Below are 23,386 nucleotides of genomic sequence, written 5' to 3'. Positions count from 1 at the left end.
TTCGGGGTTATGGAACAGGCGAACCGGCCACGCGTTGGAAGGCCGTTGCGGGGGAGATGCTGCTGATGAAACGCCTGATCGCCATTCTGGCCCTGTCGACTGCCTTTGGCGTCGCCGCCTGCGATGACCCGAACAACTATGATTCGGAGACCGCCGAGGCGCCGATGGAGGCGCCGGTCGCGCCCGTCGCCGAAGACGCCGGCGTGCCCGTCGCGGCGCCGGGCGCCGTCAATACGTCGCCGACGGACTCGACCACCCTGCCTTCCGAGAAGCGGTCGTCCGAGGAATCGGTCCAGCCGGAAAGCGAAACCCTCTTCTATTGATCCCGGTCGCCGCCTCATCGGCGCCACGGCGGGATGCGACGGCGTCGATGTTCGCGCCCTGACGAAGGTTCCAGTTTGACGCCAAGGCCCGCCCTGTTTCTCATCGGCACGGCGGGCGCTATCTTGCTGGCCTCCGCCGCGACGGCCGACCCGCGCGCGCAAGTCCGCGGCGAGATGGATGCGGAGCTGCGCGCTCAACTGGTCCGCGCCATCGGCGAGGTCGATGACCCTCCTTCCAACCGGTTCGAGGCCCGGCGTCGGGCACGCGGCGCGCTGGAGGCCGCAGAGGCTCTCTTGCGGTCGGAAGGCTATTATCAGCCCGTGCTCGAGGACATCGTCGAGGGAGAAGAGACGCCGGTCGCCATCGTCAACGTCACCCCGGGTCGCCGCTTTGAACTGGGCGAGGTCCAGGTGCTCTGGGCCGATCCGTCGCCCGACGCGGACACCGATACGACGGTGCGTGGCGAAATCGGCCTGACCCCCGGCCAGCCGGGGCGCGCAGGCGACATCATCTCTGCCGAGGGCCGGATCATCGCCGGCCTGACCCGCCGGGGTTATGCCGATGCAGCGGCCCAGCCCCGCCGGGTTGTGGTCGATCATGCCGCCTTTACGGTCCAGCCCAGTTTTCGCATCGCCCCGGGACCGCTGGTCCGGCTGGACGGCGTGCGCCTGGAAACCCGCGGCCCGACGAATCCCGGCTGGGTCGCCGGCCTTGCGCCCTGGTCCGAAGGCGAGGTGTACGACCCCGAGGACGTGGCCGAGCTGGAGCGCCGGCTTCTGGAAACCGGGGTTTATGACGGTGTCGGGGTGGCCCTGGCGCCGACGGACCAGACCAATGCGGACGGCAACCGCCCCGTCATCGTCACCCTGACCGACCGTCCGCGCCGCATCCTTGAGGCCGGGGCGACCTTCTCGACCGCCGAAGGGTCGGGCCTGGACCTGATCTGGACCTGGCACAACCGGTTCGGCCGCGCCGACACCCTGGTCTGGCAGGCCCGCGCCGCCGACGTCGACAGCCGACTGGGCACCACCCTGAGCCTGCCGCACTGGCGCCGGCCGGGCGAGACCCTGAGGCTGTCCGGAGCCCTCCTGAACGAGGACACCGACGCCTATCGCCGGACCGCGGTCGCCCTCGCCGCTGATCTGCAGCAGCGGATCGGAAAAACCTCCTGGGCGAGCTACGGCGTCGGCCTTGATGCGGGTCAGTACGACGAGAACCGGTTCGATCCGGTGACGCGGCTGCCGGTCAATTTCGACCGCGATCTGGTCATCCTGACGGCGCGAGGCAGCGCCTATCTGGACCGGTCAAACGACCCCCTCGATCCTACAACCGGATGGCGGCTCACCGTTTCGGCCCAGCCCACGGCCGTGACCGGCGAGGACTCGGTGCTGTTCCTGCGGACCGAGGCGCAGGCCACCGCCTATCTGCCGCTGCAGGACCGCGACCGGACGGTGCTGGCGGGACGCGTGCGGATAGGCTCAATCTTTGGCGGTCAGGAACTGACCGTCCCGTCCGACCGCCTGTTCTATTCGGGCGGCGGCGGCTCGGTGCGCGGGTTCGAATATCAGGGCGTCGGGCCGCGCCTGCCCGACAACACCCCGCGCGGCGGCCTGAGCCTGTTCGAGACCTCGATCGAGATCCGGCGCGACGTCTGGCGCAACTTTCAGGCCGTCGCCTTCCTCGACGCGGGCGCGATCGGCTTCCAGGAGACGCCCAACTTCAACAACCTGCGCTACGGCGCCGGGGTCGGGGTGCGCTACAAGCTGCCGTTCGGCCCGATCCGGGCCGACATCGCCGTCCCGCTGGACCGTCGCGACGGCGACGCCGACTTCCAGATCTATGTCAGCATCGGACAGGCGTTTTGACGGACGCCGCCCCTCCCCCCGACGACGCGCCTGACACGCCGGCCGAAGTGGCGAAAAAGAAGCGCACGCGGCTGCAGGCCGCCGCCTTCTTCGGCGGCATGGCCGCGGCGGTACTCGCCGCCCTGCTGATTGTCGTCGCGGTCGGCGGGCGGATGTATCTGCTGTCTGACTCCGGCCGGGGGCTGGTGACCAGTTTCGTCGCCGGCAAGAAGCTGGGCCGCTATGGCCGGATCAATGTCGAGGGCGTGCGCGGCGACCTGTTCGACGACTTCACCATCGACCGCGTCACCGTCACTGACGCCGAGGGTGTCTGGCTGGAAGCGCGCAAGGTCCGCGTCGACTGGGACTGGTGGCCGCTGATCACCCGCCGCTTCCACGCCACCGAGATCGAGGCTGAGGTCATCCGGTTGATCCGTCGCCCCGAGGTGGAAGCCTCGACCGAGCCGCCGGGTCCACAGCCGCTTTCCATTGATATCGACCGGTTCGCTGCGGACGTGGAACTCCTCGAAGGCTTCAGCAAGGAGTACGGGCTGTGGAGGCTGTCAGGCGAGGCCAATGTGCCGCGCAAGGGCGCCAAGACAGCCGCCGTCAACGCCGTCAGCAACAGCCGGCCGGGCGACTACCTGCGCCTCGATGCGACCATTGGAGACAGCCTTGAGGATCTGCGGCTGAACCTGCGAGCCAATGAGGCGCGCGGCGGGCCCCTGGCCGGAGCCCTGGGGTATTCCCCCGATCAGCCCTTCTTCGCCACGGCGGTCGTCAACGGCGAGGTCGTCGACGCGGTCGTGCGCACCGGCGAGTTTGTGCCGCTGGTGATCAAGGGCCGCTATGGCGAGACCCGGACGCGGATTTCGGGCTTTGCGGACTTCTCGGGCTCCGACCTGCTGGCGCCGTTTGCCGAGCGGATCGGCCGCACCGTGCGGTTCGGCCTCGCGACATCAGGCGACAGCGACGACGACGGCCGGATCGGCGTCGGCTGGCGGCTGATCGCCGACAACCTCGATTCCCGAGCCAGCGGCGAGATCCGGATCAGGGACCAGAGCAGCCCGGACGGAATCACGCTCGACGTTTCGACCCGCTCGCTGACCCGACTGGTCGGTCAGCAAGTCGGCGGCCCGGCGGCCTATCGCGGTGTTTTCCGGGGCGATGCCGCGCAGTGGCGCCTGGAGGGGTCTGTCGATCTGATCGCCGCAGACGTCGCGAGTTACCGGGCGCAGCGAATCCGCGGACCGCTGAATATTCAGGTCAGGCAGGGACGCCTGGATCTGGACGGCGACCTCCAGGTCGCCGGCGGGTCCAGCGCCGGGCTGTTCGGAGGCCTTCTGGGCGCCTCGCCGCGCCTGTCGTTCGAGGCGCTTCGTCAGGCGGATGGGGCCCTCCTGCTGGAGCGGATCGATCTGACCGGCCAGGCCCTCACCGTGACGGGGTCCGGCGGACGAAACCTCGTCGGCGCGCTCGGCTTCCGCGGCCGAGCCGAGATCACCGATGCCGCCCGGCTGCGCGAGGGCGCGCGAGGGCGTTTCGGCGGGCCGATCTCCGCCTCGACGTCACGCGCAGGGGCGCCCTGGCAGCTGACGTTCGACGGGCGCGGCCGGGGGCTGTCCATCGGGTTGGACGAGCTGGATCGTCTGCTCGGCGCGACGCCCCGCCTGCAACTGACCGGCGCGCTGGATGAGGGTCGCATCGCGGTAGAGCGGGCGCAGCTGACCGGCGCCCAGGGCTCGGCCGCTGCCCGGGGTCTGATCGAGAGCGACGGGCGGCTGCGCCTCTCGCTGGACTGGAACGCCACCGGGCCGTTCGGCGTCGGTCCCGTGGCCGTCGACGGCGCCATGACCGGCGAGGGCGCGCTGACGGGGACGCTCGCGGAGCCGCGCGCCGACCTGACCGCGACCTTCGGCAAGGTCAGCGCCGGAGCCCTCGTCCTGACCGACGCCGGCATGGTCCTCAGTTTCCGGCGCGGCCCCGACGCGTCGGACGGGCGGATCGCACTGACCGCCGGATCGAACTACGGGCGGGCCAGGGCCAGCGGAAACTTCTTCCTGGGCGGAGACCGGTTGCGGCTGACAGAGGTGGACCTGAACGCGGGCGGGGTGACGGCCCAGGGGGCCATCGACCTGTCGAACAACATCCCCTCCAGCGCGGACCTTACCTTTACCGCCCGCCCGGGGGCCTTCCTGGCGTCAGGCACGGCGGACGGCCGGATACGTCTGACGGACGGCGCCGGAGCCGAGACGGCGATCCTCAATGTGACGGGTCGCAATGTGCGGCTTGCGGGTTCGACCTGGGTCGTCCGCAGCCTCGATCTGAACGGCCGCGGCACGCTGGAGCGCCTGCCCTTCACGCTCAAGGCCGACGTCGGCGGGACCACGCCTGTGTCGTTCGACGGCGCCGGCGTCTACTCCCGCAACGGGCCGGCCCAGACGGTCGTTCTCGAGGGCGGCGGACGGGTGCGTGAGATCGCCTTCACCACCCGCAACCCAGCCGTCATCGCCCTGTCCGGCGACGGCCGCGTCGCGCGGGTCGATCTGGGCATCGGCGGCGGCGTCCTGCTGGGTGAACTGCGCCAGGATTCCCGGGCCGCCATCATCGAGGCCAATCTGACCAGCGTCGATCTCGGCTCGCTGATCCAGGACATGCGCGGACGGGTGACTGGCCGGCTGTCGCTGCGCGGGGCGGGCGAGGATCTTTCGGGCTCGGCCAATGTCACCCTCGACGATATTCGCAGCATCGACGCGCCACGCGGGATCGCCGTCGACGGCACGCTGAACGCCCTGCTGGTCAACAACACCCTGCGTATCCAGGCGAACGCCGTCGATGGCGACGAAGTCCGGGCGGTCGCCGACCTCACCCTGCCCGTCGAGGCGTCCGCGGCCCCGCTGCGGCTGGCCATTGTGCGGACCCGCGCCATGTCGGGCGAAATCTCGATCCAGGGTCAGATCCAGCCGATCTGGGACCTGCTGGCGGGCGGCGAGCGCTCGCTCACCGGCCAGATCAACGCCCGCGCCACCATCGCCGGAACGATGGCCGAGCCGCGCCTCAACGGACGGCTGGACCTTCAACAGGGCAGTTTCCGCGACAGCGCCACGGGCGTCCGCCTCGACAATGTCGCGCTCGCCAGCCGCTTCGACGACACCACCGGTCTGGTCGAGCGCTTCAGCGCCGTCGACGGCTCGGGCGGGTCGGTCAGCGGCAACGGGCGGATCGGTCTGAAAGAAGGCTCCGGATCCAGCTTCCAGCTGCTCCTCAACCGCTTCCGCATCATCGACAATGACATCGCCGAAGCCAAGGCATCCGGCCTGCTGACCGTGACTCGCGGGACGGAAGGCAACATCACCCTGAGCGGCGAGATGGACATCGACGAGGCGCGCATCCAGGCCAATCCGCCCGGATCGAACGGGATCGTCCGCATGGATGTGATCGAGATCAACCGGCCCGGCGGCGACGTGCCCGAAGAGGAACAGAACCGCCAGCGCGGCCTGCAGTTCGGTCTCGATATCGCCCTGCGTTCGCCCGGCGGCGACGTCCGGGTCATCGGCCGCGGCCTGAACGTCGAGATGAACGTCAACGCCCGTGTGACCGGCACCATCGCCCGGCCGACCCTGAGCGGCACGGCCCGGGTCGTGCGCGGCGACTATGATTTTGCGGGCAAGCGGTTCGTCTTCGACGAGCGCGGCACGGTGACCCTGTCGACCAATCCGGAGCAGATCCGGCTGAACCTGACCGCCACGCGTGATGACCCCGCCCTGACCGCCACCATCCGCGTCACGGGGACAGCCGCGCGGCCCGAGATCGTCCTGACCTCGACCCCGGCCCTGCCCCAGGACGAGATCCTGTCCCAGGTGCTGTTCGGACGCTCGGCGTCCCAGCTGTCCGCCTTCGAGGCGGCCCAGCTGGCCGCGGGCGTGGCGGCGCTGGCCGGCGGCGGCGGTTTCGACGTGATCGGGAATCTGCGGGAACTGGCCGGGCTGGACCGGCTGTCATTTGGCGGCGAGGCCTCGAGCCTGACGGTCGCCGGCGGCCGCTACATCACCGACGACGTCTATCTGGAGATTATCGGCGGCGGCGAGAACGGGGCGGCGGTCAATGTCGAATGGCAGGTGCGCCGCAACCTGACCGTCAGTTCGAAATTCGGCGGACAGGGCGAGGCCAGTCTGTCGATCCGCTGGCGCCGTCAGTCGCGCGAGCCGGGCGCCGGCCGCGAGGACCGACGCCCGAACCGGTGATCCGCCCTACTGGGCGGCCGCCATACGGATCCTGTCGAGCGCACGCGCTCCGCGGATCCCGGCGATGTGCATGACCAACTGGACGACCAGAATCACGAAGCCGACGTAGACCTGCCAGTTCGGAGCCGCTGCGGTTTCAGGCATGCCTTCCTGACCGGCCATCATCAGTCCGAACACGCCGGACACGAGACCAAAAGCGACCAGGATCGCGAAGATGATCGGGATCACAATATTCGGCTTGGCCCATTGGACCAGGCCCAGAACCAGCTGAATCACGCAGAGGCCGATCGCGCTCCACATGGCGATTTGCACCATCGCTCCGCCCATGCCGGCCATTTCCGGCGTATCGGCCGAAGCCTGGGCCATAGCCGCCTCGATCTCGGCGGAGCCGCTGGTCATCAGCAGGGCGACGCCGACGCCGCCCCAGATCACGCCGAGGAAGATCGCCAGGGCGCTCGCCCGGGCGGCCCCGATCGCTTCAGCCTCGGTGGTGATCGGCGCGCTCGGGTTTGACGCCTTGATCCAGTCAGTCATTTGGGTAGTCCCTCCCTTGAAGATGATTGAAGCCTAGCCCGCTCGCGCCCGAGGCGAAACCCATGGCTCGCCTTCACCTTTCCGCCCCGGACGGCTAGGGTTCCGCCGCATGCAGATTCTGCCCTCCGACCAGATCGTGCTCGACCATGTCGCGGCGCGCGAGACCGCCATCGTCGGTCGCGCGGTTGAGTGGGCGAACCTCAATTCCGGCAGCCGGAATGCGAGCGGTCTGGCGCATGTTCTGGCGGTGCTTGAAGCCGAGGCGCGACGCCTGCCGGCCGAGGTGGTGCGCATCCCGACCCGGGCTTCCACCACTGTCGCCGACGACGGCACGGTGCGGACCGAGGCCCATGCCGACGCCCTGAAGATCACCGCCCGGCCCGACGCTCCGCTCCAGGTCGTGCTGACCGGCCACTATGACACCGTCTTCCCGGCCGAGAGCCCGTTCCAGACGGTGACAACCCGGGCCGACGGCGCCCTCAACGGTCCCGGCATCGCCGACATGAAGGGCGGGATTTCGGTGATGCTCGCGGCGCTCGAAGCCTTCGAGACGCATCCCGATCGCGCGCGCGTCGGCTGGACCGTGCTGCTGTCGCCGGACGAGGAGATCGGCTCGCCCGCCTCCGCCCCCCTGCTGGCCGAACTGGGGGCGCGCGGCCATGTCGGCATGACCTATGAGCCGGCGCTGTCGGACGGAACCCTCGCTGGAGCGCGCAAGGGCAGCGGCAACTACCACCTTATCGTCACGGGCAAGGCCGCCCATGCCGGGCGCGCCTTCCACGAGGGCGCCAATGCCGTCGCCGGCGCTGCCATCATCGCCGCCCGCCTGCACGCCCTCAACGGCCAGCGCGAGGGCGTCACGGTCAATGTCGCAAAGATCAGCGGCGGCGGGGCGCTGAACGTCGTCGCCGATAACGCCGTGGTCCGATTCAACGTCCGCGTTCCCGACGCCCAGGCCTCGGCATGGATCTCGGAGACCGTGCGGCAGATCGCGACCGAGCCCCCCTTCCCCGGCCTGACCCTCGATCTGCACGGCGGCATGACCCGCGCGCCCAAGCCGATGGACGCCAGCCAGACGGCCCTGTTCGAGGCCGTGCGCGAGACCGGCGCCCTGCTGGGACAACCCATTGGGTGGAAGCCGTCGGGCGGGGTGTGTGAAGGCAACAACCTCCACGCCGCCGGCCTGCCCAATATCGACACCCTCGGCGTCCTGGGCGGCGATATCCATTCGGATCAGGAATTCGCCTGGCCCGCCAGCTTCGTCGAGCGGGCGCAACTCAGCGCCCTGATCCTCTGCAAGATCGCCTCGGGCGAGATCGATGCGCTGAAACTCAAAGCCCTGCGTCTGGAGACGATGTAACTCCCATGCTCGTCGTCCGCCCCGCCGGCCCCGCCGACCTCGACTTCCTGCTGGAGCTGGCCATCCTGTCCGGCCCCGGCTTCACCAGCCTGCCCGAGGACCCCGACCAGCTGGCCGAGCGGCTCGACCTGAGCCGCGACAGCTTCGCCGGCAAGATCGAGCCCCGGCATCGCTGGTACACGCTGATGCTCGAGGAGACCGAAACGGGCGACGTCGACGGCATCGGCTCGGTCAAGGCGGCGGTCGGGCTGAACCGGCCCTTCTTCTCCTTCCGCGTCGTGACCAACACCCAGTCCTCGCCCTCGCTGGGCATCAAGCTGGAACAGAAGACCCTCGTGCTGGTCAATGAGTGCACCGGCTGGACCGAGGTCGGCTCGCTGTTCCTCAAGGCCGACCGCCGCAAGGGCGGCGCGGGACGGCTGCTCAGCCAGTCGCGCTACATGCTGATCGGCGCCGAGCCGGACCTGTTCGCCGACACCGTCCTGGCCGAGTTGCGCGGCGTCTTCACCCCCGACGGCGCCTGCCCGTTCTGGGATCACGTCGCGCACAAATTCTTCCCCATGGACTTCGACGAGGCCGACCGCATGACCGGCTCGACCGACAAACAGTTCATCCTCGACCTCGCCCCGCGCCACCCGATCTATATCGACCTGCTGCCCGAGCCGGCGCGGGCGGTGATCGGCAAGGTCCATCCGCAGGGCGTGCCGGCCATGGCCCTGCTCGAGAGCGAGGGCTTCCGCCCCAATGGTCTGGTCGACATCTTCGACGCCGGCCCGACCGTCACCTGCGACCGCGACAACATCCGCACTGTGCGTGACGCGCGGAGCCTTGCCGTCGCTCTGGCCGCTGAGGTTGAAGCCGAGCTGCCCGCCCTGATCTCGACAGACAACGCCTCCGGCTTCCGGTCGGTGCGCCAGCGCGCGGCCATCGAGGGCGATGTGGTGACCCTGACGACCGAGACCGCCGACGTGCTGAGAGTGCGCGCGGGCGATACGGTGCGCGTGAAGACTTGAGCGACAGCATGACCCATTTCAAATCCATCGACCCCGCCACCGGCGACACCGTCTGGGAGGGCGCTGCCGCCTCGGCCGCAGAAGTACAGGCCGCCGCCGACCGCGCCCGCGCCGCCTTCCCCGACTGGGCCGACCGCGCGCGCCAGGACCGCATCGACGCCGTCAAACGCTATCAGGCCGTGCTGAAGGCCCGCGCGCCGCAGTTGGCCGAGGCGATCAGCCGCGAGACCGGCAAGGCCCTGTGGGAGACCACCGCCGAACTCGGCGCCATGGCCGGCAAGGTCGACATCTCCATCCGCGCCTATGACGAACGCACCGGCGAACGCACGGCCGAGACCGGTTTCGGTCACGCCACCCTGCGCCATCGCCCGCACGGCGTGGCGGCGGTGCTCGGCCCGTTCAACTTCCCCGGCCATCTGCCCAACGGCCACATCGTTCCGGCCCTGCTGGCCGGCGACACGGTCGTGTTCAAGCCGTCGGAGGAGACCCCTTTCATCGGCCAGCTGATGGCCGAGGCCTTCGCCGAAGCCGACCTGCCCGAGGGCGTGGTCAATGTCGTCCAGGGCGGACGCGACACCGGCGCGGCCCTGCTCGACAGCGGCATCGACGCCCTGATGTTCACCGGCTCGGGCGCCGCCGGGGCGCATTTCCGGCGGAAGTTCGCCGACGATCCGCACGTCATTCTGGCGCTGGAGCTGGGCGGCAATAATCCGCTGGTGGTCTGGGACGCCGCCGACGCCGAGGCTGTGGCCGGCATCGTTGTCCAGTCCGCCTTCGTCACCACCGGCCAGCGCTGCTCCTGCGCCCGCCGCCTGATCGTGCCCGAAGGTCCGCAAGGGGACGCCGTCATCGCGGCCGTCGACGCCATGGTCGATCGCCTGATCCTGGCGCCGTGGAACTCCACCCCCGAGCCCTATGCCGGGCCGTTGATCTCGGTGAAGGCGGCGGAGGCTGCGCTGAAGTCCCTGCAGGACCGCATCGACATGGGCGCGAAAGTGATCCGTGGCTCCGGCCCCGTCGGCAACCTGCCCGGCGCCTTCGTCAAACCCGCCATCATCGACGTCACCGGCGTGGAGGTCCCCGACGAGGAGATGTTCGCCCCCTTCCTGTCCGTGACCCGCGTCGCCAGCTTCGACGCCGCCATCGCCGCCGCCAACGCCACCCGCTACGGCCTGTCCGCGGGTCTGGTCAGCGACGACCCGGCCAACTGGGACCGCTTCATCCGCCGCATCCGCGCCGGCGTGGTCAATTTCAACCGCCCGACCACCGGCGCCGCCGGCGACATGCCCTTCGGCGGCCTCGGCGCCAGCGGCAATCACCGGCCTTCGGCCTATTACGCCGCCGACTACTGCGCCTATCCGGTGGCGAGTTTCGAGGCCGGCTCCGTGAGGAATATTGAAAGCGAGATCAAGGGCCTGAAGGCATGACCTCAGCCGTCGAAGCCAATGCCGACGGCCTGATCGGCCCGACACACTCCTATGCGGGCCTGTCGCCGGGCAATCTGGCGTCCAGCCTGAACAAGGGCGAGGCGTCGAACCCGCGCGCGGCCGTCCTTCAGGGCCTCGACAAGATGAAGCGGCTGGCCGACCTCGGCCTGCCGCAGTACGTCCTGCCGCCGCACGAACGGCCCAACATCCCCTTTCTGCGCAGCCTCGGCTTCACCGGCTCCGACGCCCGCGTACTGGAACAGGCCTGGAAGGACGCGCCCAGCTTCGCCGCCGCGGCCTGTTCGGCCTCGCCGATGTGGGCGGCCAATGCCGCGACGGTGACGCCCAGCGCCGACAGCGCCGACGGCCGGGTGCATTTCACCCCCGCCAATCTGGTCACCAACCTGCATCGCTCGCTGGAACACGAACAGACAAAGCGGTCGCTGGACGCCCTCTTCCCTGACCCGGCCCGGTTCGCCGTCCACGACGCCCTGCCCTCCGTCGCCCATCTCGCCGACGAGGGCGCGGCCAACCACGTCCGCCTGTGCGCCGACCATGGCGAGCCGGGCGTCAATCTGCTGGTCTGGGGCCGCGAGGCCTTCGAACCCTGGGCCGACGCCTTCCCCGCCCGCCAGACGCGTGAGGCCTCCGACGCCGTCGCCCTTCGCCATGGCGCGTCCGGCGTGGTGCTGGCCCGTCAGTCGCGGGCCGCCATCGCCGGCGGGACCTTCCACAATGACGTGGTCTGCGTCGGGGCCCTGGAGACGCTGTTCTTCCATGACCTCGCCTTCGAGGACACGGCGGGCACAAAAGCCGCCATCCGCGCCGCAGCAGACGGCCGGTTCGAGCCGGTCTTCGTCGAGGTCTCGTCCGCCGACCTGCCCCTGGCCGACGCGATCTCCAGCTATCTGTTCAACTCCATGCTGGTGCAGATTCCCGGCGAGGACCGCCTGACCCTGATCTGCCCGACCGAGACGCGCGACAACCCGCGCAGCCATGCGGTCGCCGAACGGCTCGCCGCCTCCAACGGGCCCATCGGCAAGGTCGAGTACGTCGATGTACGCCAGTCGATGCGCAACGGCGGCGGGCCGGCCTGCCTGCGCCTGCGCGTGGTGTTGACCGAGGCTGAACAGGCGGCGACCAACCCCGCCATGCGGCTGACCGACGACCTGCACATGCGGCTGTCGGCCTGGGGCGCCAGGCACTACCGCGACCGGCTGACGCCCGCCGACCTCGCCGGGGCGGACCTGCTGGAGGAGAGCCGCGTCGCGCTGGATGAACTGACCGGCCTGCTCGGGCTCGGCGGCGGCTTCTATCCGTTCCAGAGGGGCTGACTCGCATGCCCGTCGTCCTGCGCAGGGCCGTCGAGGCGGACGCCGGGGAGCTCCTGACGCTGCAGCGGGCCGCCTATGTGACCACGGCCCAACTGTATCGCGATCCCTTCCTGCCGCCCCTTCTGGAAACCCTTCACGAGGTGGCCGAGGCCATCCGGTCGGAGATCGTGCTGGCGGCGGTCGACGGACATCGCATCGTGGGATCCGCACGGATCCGCATAGAAGGAACCGTCGGCCATATGGGGCGGCTGGTGGTGGCTCCGGATCGGGAGGGTGCAGGCCTCGGCGTCCGTTTGGTCAAGGCGGTACAGGACTATGCACCGCCGTCGGTGAAGCGTTTCGAGCTCTTCACCGGCTCCCTGAGCGAGCGCCATATCGCCCTGTACTGGATTCTCGGATTCGAGGAGTTTGACCGAAGAGTCTCGGACGAGGGTATCGAACTCGTCTATATGGCTCGCGAGCGGGACGCGTGACGAACTTCACCCACCGCATCGCCACCGAAGCCGACATCCCGGCTCTGGTGGCGCTGATGGACCGGTCGATCGCGGGCCCGCTCGCCGCCTTCCTGACGCCGGACCAGATCGTCGCCAGCCGCAAGCTGATGGGGATCGACAGCCAGATCGTCTCCGACCGCACCTATGTCATCGTCGAGGCGGACGGCGTGATCGCCGGCTGCGGCGGCTGGAGCGGGCGCATCACTGAATACGGCGGCGACCACACGCCTGGCCGGATGCCGGCGCCGCTGACGCCCGGCGTCGACGCCGCCCGTATCCGCGCCATGTACACCGCGCCGGAGTTCGTCCGCCGGGGGGTCGGTCGCCTGATCCTCGAGCTCTGCGAGGCCGCGGCCCGCGCTGCCGGCTATGACCGCGCCGAACTCGTGGCCACCATGGGCGGCGAGCCGCTCTACCGCGCCGCCGGCTATGTCGAGATCGAACGGTTCGAGGACGACCGCGGCGGCGCGCCCGTACCGCTGGTGCGGATGGGCAAGCGGCTGGACGGGTTTGGCGCTCCGGGCGAACCCGGCTAGCGTCCGCGGGTCAGCGACGGGGGGAGCAGCGTGATCAGACACATCGCCTTCGGATGCGGCGTTCTCAGTCTGCTGGTGCTGGCCGCCGCCACGATCGCGGGCGGCATGGCCTACCCCGGTTATGATCACCTGACGCAATACATCAGCGAGCTCGGCGCGACCGGCGCGCCGACCAGCGCGGGCGTCAGCCTCGCCTTCATCGTCTCCGGCGCCTTGCTGACGGTCTTCTGGCTTCTCTGTGCGGTTCTGTTTCCGCGCAGCCTCCTGTCGGTGATCGGCTTCGGCCTCAGCGCCCTGAATGGTGTCGGGCTGGTGCTCGGGGGCGTGTTCCGCTGCGACTTCGAGTGCTCGACCGCCGACCTGAGCCCTGCAGCGTTGCTGCACGATGTATTCGGGGGCATCGGCTATCTGTGCGGGATCGCGGGCGTCTTCGTCGTCGGGTTCGCCGCGAGAGGCTGGCCGCAAGGTCGCGGGCTGTTCGGCCTCAGCCTGATCTGCGGGATCCCGGCTGCGCTGGCCATCTGGCTGATCCATCCGGCGTTCGAATGGTACGGCGCGGCCCAGCGGGTCGTGGAGATCGCCCTCGCCGTCTGGACCATGGCCGTAGCGCTGCGGGTTCGAACCTCAAACCGGAGACCCGCATGAAGCCGGCCCGAAATCCCGCCCTGATCATCGGCGGCCTGCTGAGCGTCGCCGCTTCCGTGCTGCACATCGGCTGCATTATCGGCGGACCTGCCTGGTACCGGTTCTTCGGCGCCGGCGAGGCCATGGCGACCCTGGCCGAGCAGGGCTCGATGACACCGACCCTGATCACTCTCGGCATCGCCGCCATCCTCGCGATCTGGGCGGCCTACGCCTTTTCCGGCGCGGGTCTCCTGCCCCGCCTTCCACTGTTGCGCACCGGACTGGTCGTGATCAGCGCCATCTACCTGCTGCGCGGACTGGCCCTGATCCCCGCGCTGGTGATCAACGGGGCTGATGTGGTGCCGTTCATCCTGTGGAGCTCGCTGATCGTGCTCGTCTACGGCATCGCCTATGCGGTCGGCACCTGGACGGCCTGGCCCAATCTGAAACCCCGCCGATGAGCGCCGCCCCAATGACGTCAGCCATGACTCCCGCCCGCAGACTGAAGAACATCATCGGCGGATCGGCGGGCAACCTGGTCGAATGGTTCGACTGGTTCGCCTATGCCGCCTTCACCGTCTATTTCGCGCCGATCTTCTTCCCCAAGGGCGACAGCACGGCCCAGTTGCTGAGCGCGGCGGCGGTGTTCGCCGTCGGCTTCCTGATGCGCCCCGTCGGGGCCTGGGTCATGGGGGTCTATTCAGACCGCAGGGGCCGCAAGGCCGGGCTGACCCTGTCGGTGACCCTGATGTGCACCGGCAGTCTGATCATCGCCTGCACGCCCGGCTATGCGACCATCGGCCTGGCCGCCCCGGCCATGCTGCTGTTCGCCCGCATGCTGCAGGGGCTCAGCGTCGGCGGAGAGTACGGCTCCTCGGCCACCTATCTGTCGGAGATGGCCACGGCCAGGCACCGCGGCTTCTGGTCCAGCTTCCAGTATGTCACCCTGATTTCCGGCCAGCTGCTGGCCCTGCTGCTGCTGATCGTGCTGCAGAAGACGATGGCCGAGACCGACCTGGCGGCCTGGGGCTGGCGCATTCCCTTCTTCATCGGGGCGGCGCTGGCGGTGGTCGTATTCTGGCTGCGGCGGCGGCTGGACGAGACCTCGGCCTTCATCGCCACCGATGCGGACGAGGCGCCGAAATCCAGCGCCCTGCTGCTGATCCTGAAACATCCGAAGGAGGCGCTGATGGTCCTCGGCCTCACCGCCGGCGGGACCATCGCCTTCTATACCTACACCACCTACCTGCAGAAATTCCTCGTCAATACGAGCGGCTTCTCCAAGGCGACGGCGACCGAGGTCAGCGCCGCGGCCCTGTTCGTCTTCATGCTGCTGCAGCCCGCCATCGGAGCCCTGTCGGACCGGGTCGGAAGACGACCGGTGATGATCGCCTTCGGCGTGGCGGGCGTCCTGTTCACCGTGCCGATCATGACGGCGCTGGCAGGCGTCGAGAGCCCCTTCATGGCCTTCCTGCTGGCCATGTCCGCCCTGATCATCGTCAGCGGCTACACCTCGATCAACGCCGTGGTGAAGGCCGAGCTGTTTCCGGCCCATATCCGCGCGCTGGGCGTCGCCCTGCCCTACGCCATAGCCAACGCCCTGTTCGGCGGTACGGCCGAATACGCCGCCCTGTGGTTCAAGGGCGAAGGCATGGAGAGCGCCTATTTCTGGTACGTCACAGCTCTGATCGGCGTGTCGCTACTGACCTATATCCGGATGCGAGATACAGGTCGTAATAGCTTGATTACGCACGACTAACCCTTCAGTCGCGCCAGAGCCTCAGGGAACCGGCGCGACAGCGGCGCGCGAACCTCGCCCAGTTCGATGGTCCAGTCGCCCGATCCGTCCGGCTCCAGCCCGGTGACCCGCGCTCCGTTCACCAGCCACGACCGGTGCGCCCGCACGAAACCGAACCGCTCCAGTTCCGTCTCGATGGCAGACAGGGTGGTGCGCATCAGCGGCCGGCGGCCGTCCGCCAGCCAGAATTCCACATAGTTGCCCGCCGACGAGACGGCGAGGATGTCGCCCAGCGGCGCGCGCAGGATGCGGGCGCCGTCGCGGATGTCGAAACTGACCGGCCGCACCGGCTCATCGTGACGTCTGCGCAGGAAGGCCGTCACCCAGAAGACGCTGACGAAGAGCGAATAGGTCAGGGCGTCCTTCCGGAACTCGTAGAGGAAGCGGTCGCCGAAATCGTAGGGCGCGCCGGCCACCGCATAGGCCGCTTCGCGCAACAGCACGAAGATTCCGACGTGGAGGATGGAATAGGCCAGGGCTCCGATCAGATGGGCGGCGACGAACCGCGCCTTGGGCCGCCAGCCCTCGGCGAGGGCCTCGTCCGGCGGCGCCAGGGCGACGGCCAGCCAGGGAATCCACAGGGCGAGCAACGCCCCGACCATGCTGGACCCTTCCCAGACCCAGGGCTCCCAGACATCCAGATCCTCACGATCGGCCAGGGCGGTCAGGGCGTTGACCATCACCACCGCCATGCCGACGGCGGCGATGGTCAGGCCAGCGCTCCACAGGTCGCGCCGGTCCGCCCGCCGGAAGAGACCCGGTCCTCCGCCGTTCGTCACGGAAGGCGCGCCGCTCGTCACCGGAGGCGCGCGATCGCCCCCGGCGGGACGCCGAACGTCCCCGGACGCTTGAGTTGCTCCGCCGCGCGGGGTGACACGGTCCGGATGATCCTTACGCATGGGTTTTTGCATGACGACCGAATCCGCGCCCTCGTCCGTTTCCGTCCGCCGTTACGACCTCGACTGGATCCGGGTCGGGGCGTTCCTGCTGCTGATTCTCTACCACGTCGGCATGTTCTACGTGCCTTGGGACTGGCACGTGAAGTCCAGCCACGAGGTTCCGGCGCTTGAACCGATCATGCAGCTGACCAGTCCGTGGCGGCTGACCCTGCTGTTCCTCGTCTCGGGGGCGGCGACGCGCTTCCTCGCTGACAACCTGGCCCGCGACAGCCGGGTCGGCGCCGGCCGGCTGGCCGGATCTCGGATCCTGAGGCTGCTGCCGCCGCTGCTGTTCGCCATGTTCGTGATCGTGCCGCCGCAGAGCTATTACGAGATTGTCGAGGCCCTCGGCCGGCTGGCGCCGCAGGCCGACGCCTATCGCAACGCCTTCACCGCCGACTTCTGGGTTCGCTACGCCACGGCTTCGGGGAACTGGTGCGACGCCGACGGCTGCCTGATCACCCCGACCTGGAACCATATGTGGTTCGTGGCCTATCTGCTGGTCTACAGCCTGATCCTCGCTGGCCTGCTGGCGCTCACCTTCGGGCGGCTGCGCGGCCTCGGCGACCTGCTGGAGCGCGGCCTGAAGGGCTGGGGCCTGCTGATCTGGCCCATCGTCTTTCTGGCTGTGATCCGCTGGGATCTGGCCCTCCGGTTCGAGATCACCCACGATCTGGTCAACGACTGGTACAACCACGCCCTGTCGTTCAGCGCCTTCCTGTTCGGCTTCCTGACGGCCCGGTCCGAGGCCCTGCGCGAGGGCTTCATCCGCCTGCGCTGGCCGGCGCTGATCCTCGGCCTCGTCGCCTGGGCCGCCTGGGCCGGCTACGCTTGGGAATACCGCGCCGAGGACGCCCTGCCCGCCGACGCCCTGCGCCGGGTCATGCGGATCGTCTATGCGGCGGACCAATGGGCCTTCATCGTCGCCATCCTCGGCTTCGGTGCGAAACACCTGAACCGCGGCGGTCCCGTGCTGCGCTATCTAACAGTCGGGGTCTTCCCCTTCTACATCGTGCACCAGACGGTCATCGTCGTCGTCGGCCACCATCTGGCGCAGTTGCATCTGCCGCTGGCCGCGGAGGCGGGCATCCTGATCGCCGCCACCTTCGCCGCCTGCTTCCTCGCCTATGAACTCGCGCGCCGGCTGGGTTGGGCGGGCCTGCTGCTGGGCGTCCGCCCTCAGGCCGCGAACCGCCCGCCCCGCGCCGCATAGGCCTGGGTGCCGCGGGTGAAGATGGCGTCGGTCGGCAGGATGGCGTCTATGGCGATGTCCGCCGCGCCCTTCAGCCGCTCATAGATCGGGCCGAAATCCTGCAGCGTCTCGCGCTTCAGTTGTTCGATCGAGTCGATGACGAAATAGACCTGCTGGAAGTCGTCGATCCGGTAGAGGGTGCGCATCACCCGCTCGAGGTCGAATCCGAGGCGGTTGGGGGACGGATCCTCCTGCGAAAAGACGCTCTCTGTCGCCGAGGAAACGATCCCCGCCCCGTAGATGCGCAGGCCATCGGTGTCCTGCATCAGCCCGAACTCGACCGTGTACCAGTAGAGCCGGGCCAGGTTCTGCAGCACGCCCAGCGAGGCCGCGCGCTGCCCGCCCTTGCCGTAGGCCTCCATATAGGCGGCGAAATCGGGGTCAGTGAGCATCGGCACATGGCCGAAGACATCGTGGAAGATGTCCGGCTCCTGCAGATAGTCCAGCTGGTCCGGCTTGCGGATGAACTGGCCGGACGGAAAGCGGCGGTTGGCGAGGTGGTCGAAAAAGACCTCGTCCGGCACCAGTCCCGGCACGCAGACCACGGTCCAGCCGGTCAGGGCCTGCAGCTTGGGGTTCATCACCGCGAAATCGGGAATGCCGCCCGTGTTGAGGTCCAGCGCCGTCAGCCCCTTGAGAAAGACGTCGGCGGCGCGCCCGGGCAGGATCTTCATCTGACGGGCGTACAGTGTGTCCCAGGTCCGGTGCTCGACCTCGCTGTAGGCGGCCCAGTCCTGCGGAATGGTCCAGTCGGCGGCGGCGCCTTCGGGCGGCGCATCGAACACATGTTCGAAGTCGGACATGGACCTGCTCCTGCAACCTGCGGGCTCTGAAAGGCCCTTGCCGGCAATCTAGGCCGCTCGCGCGGTCCGCGCCAGCGCCGGTCTAGTGAATGGCGTGGGCCCGGGGCGCGTGGCGGCCGTTGGCGTCGACCGTGAACCAGCGGGTCTCGGCCTCCCGGGTCAGGGCTGAAAGCTCCGGGTCGTGCTCCAGCGCCGTCTCGGCCGCATAGGCGATGAAGCCGCCGTCCGGGCCGATGGCGAGCACCTGATAGAAGGGCTGGTCCGGCGCAACCTCACCCGTCTCGCCGGGCAGGCCGGCATAGGAGGCATCGATGTCGATCACCACGCCGCGAAAGGCGTCGTCGCGGTGACGGACGATCTGGCCGAGGCCGAATTTTGCGACAGTTTCCTGGGTCATGGCGCGACAATGGCTGACCCCACCTGAGCCTAATCCGCGTGACGTCGTTCATTTTCGCGACAGACACGCTTGGCGCGGACGATCACACAGTCCTAGAGTGTCCGGGACGGGCGCCGCTTCGGACCGCCCACCATGAAAGTTCGGCCCATGCCGGAGACCGACGGCGCGCCGCCACGGCGTGACGACCGGTCCCAGCCCCGCAGGTCTGACAGGCAGCGCGCCGCGAACGGCGCCGCCGGAGATCCAGGGGCGTCAGGTCGGGATGCGCCCCTGTATGGCGCGCTCGATCTCGGGACCAATAATTGCCGGTTGCTGATCGCAAAGCCGGCGCGGGACGGCTTTCGGGTCGTCGACTCCTTCAGTCGCATCGTCCGTCTGGGCGAGGGGCTGTCGCGCACGGGCCTTCTCGATGACGCCGCGATGGACCGGGCCTATGAGGCCCTGGCGCTGTGCGGTGAACGGGTCGCCAGGAAGGGGGTCGAATCCTCCCGGCTCATGGCCGTGGCCACCCAGGCCTGCCGACAGGCCGAGAACGGGCCGGCCTTCATTGAGCGGGTGCGGATCGGCACCGGCCTGAAACTGCGTATCATCGACCCCATCGAGGAGGCCCGGCTGGCCGTTCGGGGCTGTCTAAACCTGTTCGACCCTTCGGTGGAGGCGGTGCTGGTCGTTGATGTCGGCGGCGGCTCGACCGAGCTGAACTGGCTTTCCAAGCGCGGCGATTCCTTCGTGCTGGAGGGCTGGATGTCGGCGCCGGTGGGGGTCGTCACCCTGGCGGAGCGGCATCCCGAACCGGCTGGCGGCCTCGACGACTGGTACGAGGCCATGGTGGTCGACATGGGCGCCGCCATCGCGGACGCGCCGGTCGATCGGGCGCTACGCGACAAGTTCGTGAGCGGGCGCGCCCATATGGTCGGCACCTCGGGCGCCATCACCAGCCTGGCGGGCATCCACCTGGGCTTGCGCCGCTACCAGCGCAATCTGGTCGATGGCCTGTGGATGACCCGGGGCGACTGCGAGGCCGCCGCCGACACCCTGAAACGCCTCGGGGCGGAGGGACGCGCCGCCGAACCCTGTATCGGGCCCGACCGCGCCGATCTGGTGCTGGCCGGCGCCGCGATCATGGAGGCGGTGCAGCGCGCCTGGCCGTCGGAGCGCGTACGCGTCGCCGACCGCGGCCTGCGCGAGGGCCTTCTGCTGCAACAGATGCGCGAGGACAGGAAGCCGAACCGGCGTCGCCGTCGCGGCCGGTCCTAGTTGGTGACCTGAACCGGCAGGGTGATGTCACAGACCGAGAAGTCGGCGCCGCGCGAGACCCGCGTTTCGTCCACCATCGCCCGGAACCTCGGGGAGTCCGTGGCGAGCACCTGCACCGCCGGCCGTTCGCCCTCGGCGAGGTCGGCCGCGACACGCACCCGCGTCATCCGGTCGGGCTCGGCCGTGACCATCCCGTTGTCCCCGTCGCCAACACGCAGCGATCGCACGACATCGAGGCCCGACACCGTCATGCCCCAGATGGTGTAGCGCTTGTCCAGGGCCGGATAGGCCTGACGCATCAGGAAGAACTGGCTGTTCGCGGTGTCATTGCCTTCGTCGCGGGCCATGCCGGCCACGCCGGGGCAATACAGGCCCCAGCCGTGCACCTTGCCGTCGCCGGTGAGGGCGAAGGCGGCGTCGGGCTGGGTCTGGATCGGCAGGGAATGGAAGAAACCGATACGCGCTCCAGCCGGCTCGGCCACGGCGGCGAACGGCATGGTCGTGTCGCGTCGGAAGGTGAACTCGCCCTTCAGGTCGGGATAGGGGCTCTGGCCCTCGCCATTGCCCAGCGGATCGCCGGTCTGGGCCATGAACCAGTCGATGACCCGATGCCAGGGCACATTGTCGTAGAAGCCCCGGCGCGCCAGCAGCTTGATCCGCTCGACATGAAGCGGGGCGACCTCGGGCGTCAGTTCCACCAGAATGCGGCCGCGCGTCGTATCAATGACCAGCAGATTCTCGGCAGGCACCATGCGCCACTCGGGCAGTTCGACCGTCGTCGCGGCCGTAGGGGCCGGCGGCGGCGGACCGCCGACATCCTGGGCGAACGCTGGCGTTGCGATCAGGGCGACCACGGCCGTGAGGCCGGCGATGGCTTTCATTGCATTATCCCCCGGTGACTTCGGCGATCGGCTGAACGTCGCAAACGGTGAAACGCGCGCCACGCTCGGCCCGCACCTGCTCCACCATCGCGGTGAAGGCGGGGCTGGCGGGTGGTCGCACACGGACGACCGGACGCTGCGCTGCCGGCAGGGCGGCGGCGGTGCGAGCGCGGGTCATCAGATCCGGATCGACGACCTGTCCATTGGCCGCCTCGGATCCCGGTTTCAACGCCCGCACTACGTCGAGCCCGGCCACGACCCGACCGAAGGGCGTGTACAGACCGTTCAGACCCTCATTGGTCCCGGTCATGATGAAGAACTGGCTGTTGGCGCTGTGCGGATCCTGACCGCGCGCCATGCCCAGGACGCCGGGACAGAACAGGGCCTGGGCCGCGGTCTTGAAGTCGGCCGTGACCATCATCTGGGCGTCCGGCTGGGTGAAGACCGGCATGGATCCGACAAAACCCAGCAGACCGGCCTGACCCGTAGCGACACTGACGAAACCGAGGTCGCGCCCCCGGCGGAACTGAAACTCCCCTTCGAGGTCCGGCAGATCACTGCTGCCCTCTCCGGTGCCCAGGGGGTCGCCGGTCTGGGCCATGAAGTCCGTGAGCACACGGTGAAATTTCAGCCCGTCAAAGAAGCCCTGGTCGGACAGCGTGCGGATACGCTCGACCGACAGGGGCGCCATGCGCGGTTCCAGCTCGATCAGGATGCGGCCCTTCGCCGTGTCGATGATCAGCAGGTTCTCGGGCGCGATGGTGCGCCACTCGGGGGCCGCCGTCTGGGCGGCGACCGGGCCGGACGCGGCGAGTAGCGCCATGGAAAGCGCGCCGGCGATTGCGATCTTGAAGCTCATTCTAACCCTTGACCTTGGCCCGCACCATTTCAGCGACGGCGGGGCTGACGAAACTGTCGATCGCGCCGTCCAGGCGGGCGATCTCCTTGACCAGACGCGAGGCGATGGCCTGGTGCCGCGGATCGGCCATCAGGAAGACCGTCTCGATGTCGGCATTGAGGCGCTGGTTCATCGCCGTCATCTGGAATTCGTATTCGAAGTCGGCAACCGCGCGCAGACCGCGCACGATGATGCCGGCGTCCAGTTCCTCGGCGAAATGCATCAGGAGGCTGGAGAATGGCCGGACCTCGACCCGGTCGCCCAGATGGGCCACCTCGGCGCGGACCATGGCCACCCGCTGGTCCGTGGCGAACATCGGGCCCTTCTCGTCATTGCGAGCCACGCCGATGACCAGACGGTCGACCAGCTTCACCGCACGGCCAATGATGTCCATATGCCCGTTGGTGACGGGATCGAATGTGCCCGGATACAGGCCGATGCGCATCGCTTTCCTCCCCGCGTCCCAAAGGGTTTAGCAGGCGCCAAACCGCTGGCCTAGAGTGACTGGACCGGGTTCGAGGCCCATGCGTCCTGAAGGCGCCCGATCACGCCGGATGGCGTCTTGAAGACACGATCGCCGATAGACGCGATGGCGCAGGCCGGCGTGGCGCTGTTGCACAGGAAGGCGGCGTCGAACCGGGCGAGATCGTCGGCAAGGACCCGCTCCGTGCGGCCCGTCAGCCCGACACAGGCAAGGCCGCGCTGCACCAGCGCCTGCGCCACCCCGGCCAACATCGGCGCCTGCGGCCAGATGATGTCGTCGCCGCTGACGAATCCGATGTTCCAGAGACTGCCCTCCGAGACCCTTCCCCCTTCGTCCACGAACAGGGCGTCGTCGAAGCCGGCGGCGCGGGCGACGCGACGGGCCCGGATCAGGCCGAAGGTGGCGACGTGCTTCAGGTGCGGCGCTTCGCGGCCATAGGTCTGGAGTTGCAGGCGCGGCGAGTCGGAGAAGGGCGGAGGCGGCGGCGACAGGGCGATCATCACCCTCGGCGCACCGTGCCAGTCCGGCGTCCGGGGGCTGATGTCCGGCGAGAACAGGCTGACCCGCAACCAGCAGGCGTCGCGGCCCGCCACAGCCTTGCACATCAGGCCACGCAACCGATCCGCGCCGACCGGTTCGCCGAACAGTTCGACAGCCTCGGCTTCGAGCCGGGCCAGATGCAGGTCGAGCCCCCGCACGCCGCCCTGCTCCACCCGGAAAGAGGTGTAGCCGCCATAGTTGACCAGGGCGACGTGGGCGAGATCCTCCGCCGTGGCGGGTTGACCATCAACGTGCAGCTCAAGCGCAGCGGACATGATAACCCCGCTCATCCCGGCGAAAGCCGGGACCCAGTGCTTTGGGCGTTCCGGTGTCGCTGTTTCCCGCTGACATCAATCCCATCCAGCCTGCCTTGCAAAAGAACTGGGTCCCGGCTTTCGCCGGGA

22 protein-coding genes are annotated in these 23,386 nt (G+C 68.9%); 14 read left to right on the top strand and 8 right to left on the bottom strand.

From position 1 onward, the window contains the following. Nucleotides 1-65: 65 nt before the first annotated feature. The 3 genes from B3E43_RS06390 (at nucleotide 66) to B3E43_RS06380 (ending at nucleotide 6,412) form a co-directional block, all read left to right on the top strand. The gene (locus tag B3E43_RS06390) at nucleotides 66-323 is read left to right on the top strand and encodes a hypothetical protein (RefSeq protein WP_292027703.1); all 258 of its coding nucleotides are present in this window, start codon (nucleotides 66-68) and stop codon (nucleotides 321-323) included. Between the two features lie 75 nt (nucleotides 324-398). After that, complete coding sequence (locus B3E43_RS06385) at nucleotides 399-2,189, top strand: autotransporter assembly complex protein TamA (protein WP_414631343.1); 1,791 nt, start codon at nucleotides 399-401, stop codon at nucleotides 2,187-2,189. After that, on the top strand, nucleotides 2,186-6,412 hold the full coding sequence (locus tag B3E43_RS06380) for a translocation/assembly module TamB domain-containing protein (RefSeq protein ID WP_292027701.1): 4,227 nt from the start codon (nucleotides 2,186-2,188) through the stop codon (nucleotides 6,410-6,412). Before B3E43_RS06385 ends, B3E43_RS06380 begins: the two co-directional genes overlap by 4 nt. A 6-nt stretch (nucleotides 6,413-6,418) precedes the next feature. Here B3E43_RS06380 and B3E43_RS06375 read toward each other — a convergent pair whose 3' ends face one another. Then, on the bottom strand, nucleotides 6,419-6,946 hold the full coding sequence (locus B3E43_RS06375; RefSeq protein WP_292027699.1) for a hypothetical protein: 528 nt from the start codon (nucleotides 6,944-6,946) through the stop codon (nucleotides 6,419-6,421). A 109-nt stretch (nucleotides 6,947-7,055) separates the two neighbouring features. Here B3E43_RS06375 and B3E43_RS06370 point away from each other — a divergent pair, with 109 nt between their 5' ends. From B3E43_RS06370 to B3E43_RS06330, 9 genes are read left to right on the top strand one after another with little or no spacing between them, the layout of a single operon-like run. Next, the gene (locus tag B3E43_RS06370; RefSeq protein ID WP_292027697.1) at nucleotides 7,056-8,306 is read left to right on the top strand and encodes a hydrolase; all 1,251 of its coding nucleotides are present in this window, start codon (nucleotides 7,056-7,058) and stop codon (nucleotides 8,304-8,306) included. Between the two features lie 5 nt (nucleotides 8,307-8,311). Beyond that, a complete protein-coding gene (locus tag B3E43_RS06365) occupies nucleotides 8,312-9,319 on the top strand; it encodes an arginine N-succinyltransferase (RefSeq protein WP_292027696.1) in 1,008 nt (335 codons plus the stop codon). Between the two features lie 8 nt (nucleotides 9,320-9,327). Then, nucleotides 9,328-10,746 (top strand): succinylglutamate-semialdehyde dehydrogenase, encoded by a 1,419-nt coding sequence (gene astD, locus B3E43_RS06360; protein WP_292027693.1) that lies wholly within the window; start codon nucleotides 9,328-9,330, stop codon nucleotides 10,744-10,746. Beyond that, nucleotides 10,743-12,080 carry an N-succinylarginine dihydrolase gene (gene astB / locus B3E43_RS06355; protein ID WP_292027691.1) on the top strand — a complete coding sequence of 446 codons (1,338 nt, stop codon included), beginning with the start codon at nucleotides 10,743-10,745 and terminating at the stop codon, nucleotides 12,078-12,080. Before astD ends, astB begins: the two co-directional genes overlap by 4 nt. 5 nt (nucleotides 12,081-12,085) lie before the next feature. Further along, nucleotides 12,086-12,553 (top strand): GNAT family N-acetyltransferase, encoded by a 468-nt coding sequence (locus B3E43_RS06350; RefSeq protein WP_292027690.1) that lies wholly within the window; start codon nucleotides 12,086-12,088, stop codon nucleotides 12,551-12,553. Then, the gene (locus tag B3E43_RS06345) at nucleotides 12,550-13,110 is read left to right on the top strand and encodes a GNAT family N-acetyltransferase (RefSeq protein ID WP_349677564.1); all 561 of its coding nucleotides are present in this window, start codon (nucleotides 12,550-12,552) and stop codon (nucleotides 13,108-13,110) included. Before B3E43_RS06350 ends, B3E43_RS06345 begins: the two co-directional genes overlap by 4 nt. Before the next feature lie 30 nt (nucleotides 13,111-13,140). Further along, the gene (locus B3E43_RS06340; protein ID WP_292027689.1) at nucleotides 13,141-13,755 is read left to right on the top strand and encodes a DUF998 domain-containing protein; all 615 of its coding nucleotides are present in this window, start codon (nucleotides 13,141-13,143) and stop codon (nucleotides 13,753-13,755) included. After that, nucleotides 13,752-14,195: a hypothetical protein gene (locus tag B3E43_RS06335; protein WP_292027688.1), complete on the top strand. Its 444-nt coding sequence runs from the start codon at nucleotides 13,752-13,754 to the stop codon at nucleotides 14,193-14,195. Before B3E43_RS06340 ends, B3E43_RS06335 begins: the two co-directional genes overlap by 4 nt. 23 nt (nucleotides 14,196-14,218) lie before the next feature. Further along, nucleotides 14,219-15,493, top strand: coding sequence for an MFS transporter (locus B3E43_RS06330; protein WP_292027687.1), 1,275 nt, complete (start codon nucleotides 14,219-14,221; stop codon nucleotides 15,491-15,493). Here B3E43_RS06330 and B3E43_RS06325 read toward each other — a convergent pair. Then, complete coding sequence (locus B3E43_RS06325) at nucleotides 15,490-16,311, bottom strand: LytTR family DNA-binding domain-containing protein (protein ID WP_292027686.1); 822 nt, start codon at nucleotides 16,309-16,311, stop codon at nucleotides 15,490-15,492. The two genes, B3E43_RS06330 and B3E43_RS06325, sit on opposite strands and share 4 nt — an antisense overlap. A 130-nt stretch (nucleotides 16,312-16,441) precedes the next feature. Between B3E43_RS06325 and B3E43_RS06320 the strand changes: the two genes are divergently transcribed. Beyond that, on the top strand, nucleotides 16,442-17,683 hold the full coding sequence (locus B3E43_RS06320) for an acyltransferase family protein (RefSeq protein WP_292027684.1): 1,242 nt from the start codon (nucleotides 16,442-16,444) through the stop codon (nucleotides 17,681-17,683). On the opposite strand, the gene phhA is transcribed toward B3E43_RS06320, so the two are convergent. Further along, nucleotides 17,650-18,525: a phenylalanine 4-monooxygenase gene (phhA, locus tag B3E43_RS06315; protein WP_292027682.1), complete on the bottom strand. Its 876-nt coding sequence runs from the start codon at nucleotides 18,523-18,525 to the stop codon at nucleotides 17,650-17,652. The two genes, B3E43_RS06320 and phhA, sit on opposite strands and share 34 nt — an antisense overlap. Nucleotides 18,526-18,607: 82 nt before the next feature. Then, entirely contained in the window at nucleotides 18,608-18,922 is a 315-nt protein-coding gene (hspQ, locus tag B3E43_RS06310) for a heat shock protein HspQ (RefSeq protein WP_292027680.1), read from the bottom strand. A 147-nt stretch (nucleotides 18,923-19,069) separates the two neighbouring features. Here hspQ and B3E43_RS06305 point away from each other — a divergent pair, with 147 nt between their 5' ends. Next, complete coding sequence (locus B3E43_RS06305; protein WP_292028117.1) at nucleotides 19,070-20,179, top strand: Ppx/GppA phosphatase family protein; 1,110 nt, start codon at nucleotides 19,070-19,072, stop codon at nucleotides 20,177-20,179. Here the strand turns inward: B3E43_RS06305 and B3E43_RS06300 are convergent. The 4 genes from B3E43_RS06300 to B3E43_RS06285 are packed head-to-tail and all read right to left on the bottom strand — an operon-like array spanning nucleotide 20,176 to nucleotide 23,257. Further along, nucleotides 20,176-21,060 (bottom strand): peptidylprolyl isomerase, encoded by an 885-nt coding sequence (locus B3E43_RS06300; protein ID WP_292027678.1) that lies wholly within the window; start codon nucleotides 21,058-21,060, stop codon nucleotides 20,176-20,178. The two genes, B3E43_RS06305 and B3E43_RS06300, sit on opposite strands and share 4 nt — an antisense overlap. A gap of 4 nt (nucleotides 21,061-21,064) precedes the next feature. Then, entirely contained in the window at nucleotides 21,065-21,919 is an 855-nt protein-coding gene (locus tag B3E43_RS06295; protein WP_292027676.1) for a peptidylprolyl isomerase, read from the bottom strand. A gap of 1 nt (nucleotide 21,920) precedes the next feature. After that, nucleotides 21,921-22,403, bottom strand: coding sequence for a pantetheine-phosphate adenylyltransferase (gene coaD, locus B3E43_RS06290; protein ID WP_292027674.1), 483 nt, complete (start codon nucleotides 22,401-22,403; stop codon nucleotides 21,921-21,923). A gap of 50 nt (nucleotides 22,404-22,453) precedes the next feature. Further along, a complete protein-coding gene (locus B3E43_RS06285) occupies nucleotides 22,454-23,257 on the bottom strand; it encodes an aminotransferase class IV (RefSeq protein WP_292027672.1) in 804 nt (267 codons plus the stop codon). Nucleotides 23,258-23,386: the final 129 nt, after the last annotated feature.

This window comes from Brevundimonas sp. UBA2416 (assembly GCF_002343105.1).
Classification (GTDB): Bacteria; Pseudomonadota; Alphaproteobacteria; order Caulobacterales; family Caulobacteraceae; genus Brevundimonas.
This window is presented reverse-complemented; position numbering and strand designations above follow the sequence as displayed.

Bases quoted from the DNA above. Each gene is read 5' to 3' on its own strand.
- phhA (WP_292027682.1), bottom strand. From the start codon at position 18,525: ATGTCCGACTTCGAACATGTGTTCGATGCGCCGCCCGAAGGCGCCGCC.
- B3E43_RS06350 (WP_292027690.1), top strand. From the start codon at position 12,086: ATGCCCGTCGTCCTGCGCAGGGCCGTCGAGGCGGACGCCGGGGAGCTC.
- B3E43_RS06295 (WP_292027676.1), bottom strand. From the start codon at position 21,919: ATGAGCTTCAAGATCGCAATCGCCGGCGCGCTTTCCATGGCGCTACTC.
- B3E43_RS06300 (WP_292027678.1), bottom strand. From the start codon at position 21,060: ATGAAAGCCATCGCCGGCCTCACGGCCGTGGTCGCCCTGATCGCAACG.
- coaD (WP_292027674.1), bottom strand. From the start codon at position 22,403: ATGCGCATCGGCCTGTATCCGGGCACATTCGATCCCGTCACCAACGGG.
- B3E43_RS06285 (WP_292027672.1), bottom strand. From the start codon at position 23,257: ATGTCCGCTGCGCTTGAGCTGCACGTTGATGGTCAACCCGCCACGGCG.
- B3E43_RS06320 (WP_292027684.1), top strand. From the start codon at position 16,442: ATGACGACCGAATCCGCGCCCTCGTCCGTTTCCGTCCGCCGTTACGAC.
- B3E43_RS06335 (WP_292027688.1), top strand. From the start codon at position 13,752: ATGAAGCCGGCCCGAAATCCCGCCCTGATCATCGGCGGCCTGCTGAGC.
- B3E43_RS06365 (WP_292027696.1), top strand. From the start codon at position 8,312: ATGCTCGTCGTCCGCCCCGCCGGCCCCGCCGACCTCGACTTCCTGCTG.
- B3E43_RS06370 (WP_292027697.1), top strand. From the start codon at position 7,056: ATGCAGATTCTGCCCTCCGACCAGATCGTGCTCGACCATGTCGCGGCG.
- hspQ (WP_292027680.1), bottom strand. From the start codon at position 18,922: ATGACCCAGGAAACTGTCGCAAAATTCGGCCTCGGCCAGATCGTCCGT.
- astB (WP_292027691.1), top strand. From the start codon at position 10,743: ATGACCTCAGCCGTCGAAGCCAATGCCGACGGCCTGATCGGCCCGACA.
- B3E43_RS06330 (WP_292027687.1), top strand. From the start codon at position 14,219: ATGACTCCCGCCCGCAGACTGAAGAACATCATCGGCGGATCGGCGGGC.
- B3E43_RS06305 (WP_292028117.1), top strand. From the start codon at position 19,070: ATGCCGGAGACCGACGGCGCGCCGCCACGGCGTGACGACCGGTCCCAG.
- astD (WP_292027693.1), top strand. From the start codon at position 9,328: ATGACCCATTTCAAATCCATCGACCCCGCCACCGGCGACACCGTCTGG.
- B3E43_RS06375 (WP_292027699.1), bottom strand. From the start codon at position 6,946: ATGACTGACTGGATCAAGGCGTCAAACCCGAGCGCGCCGATCACCACC.
- B3E43_RS06390 (WP_292027703.1), top strand. From the start codon at position 66: ATGAAACGCCTGATCGCCATTCTGGCCCTGTCGACTGCCTTTGGCGTC.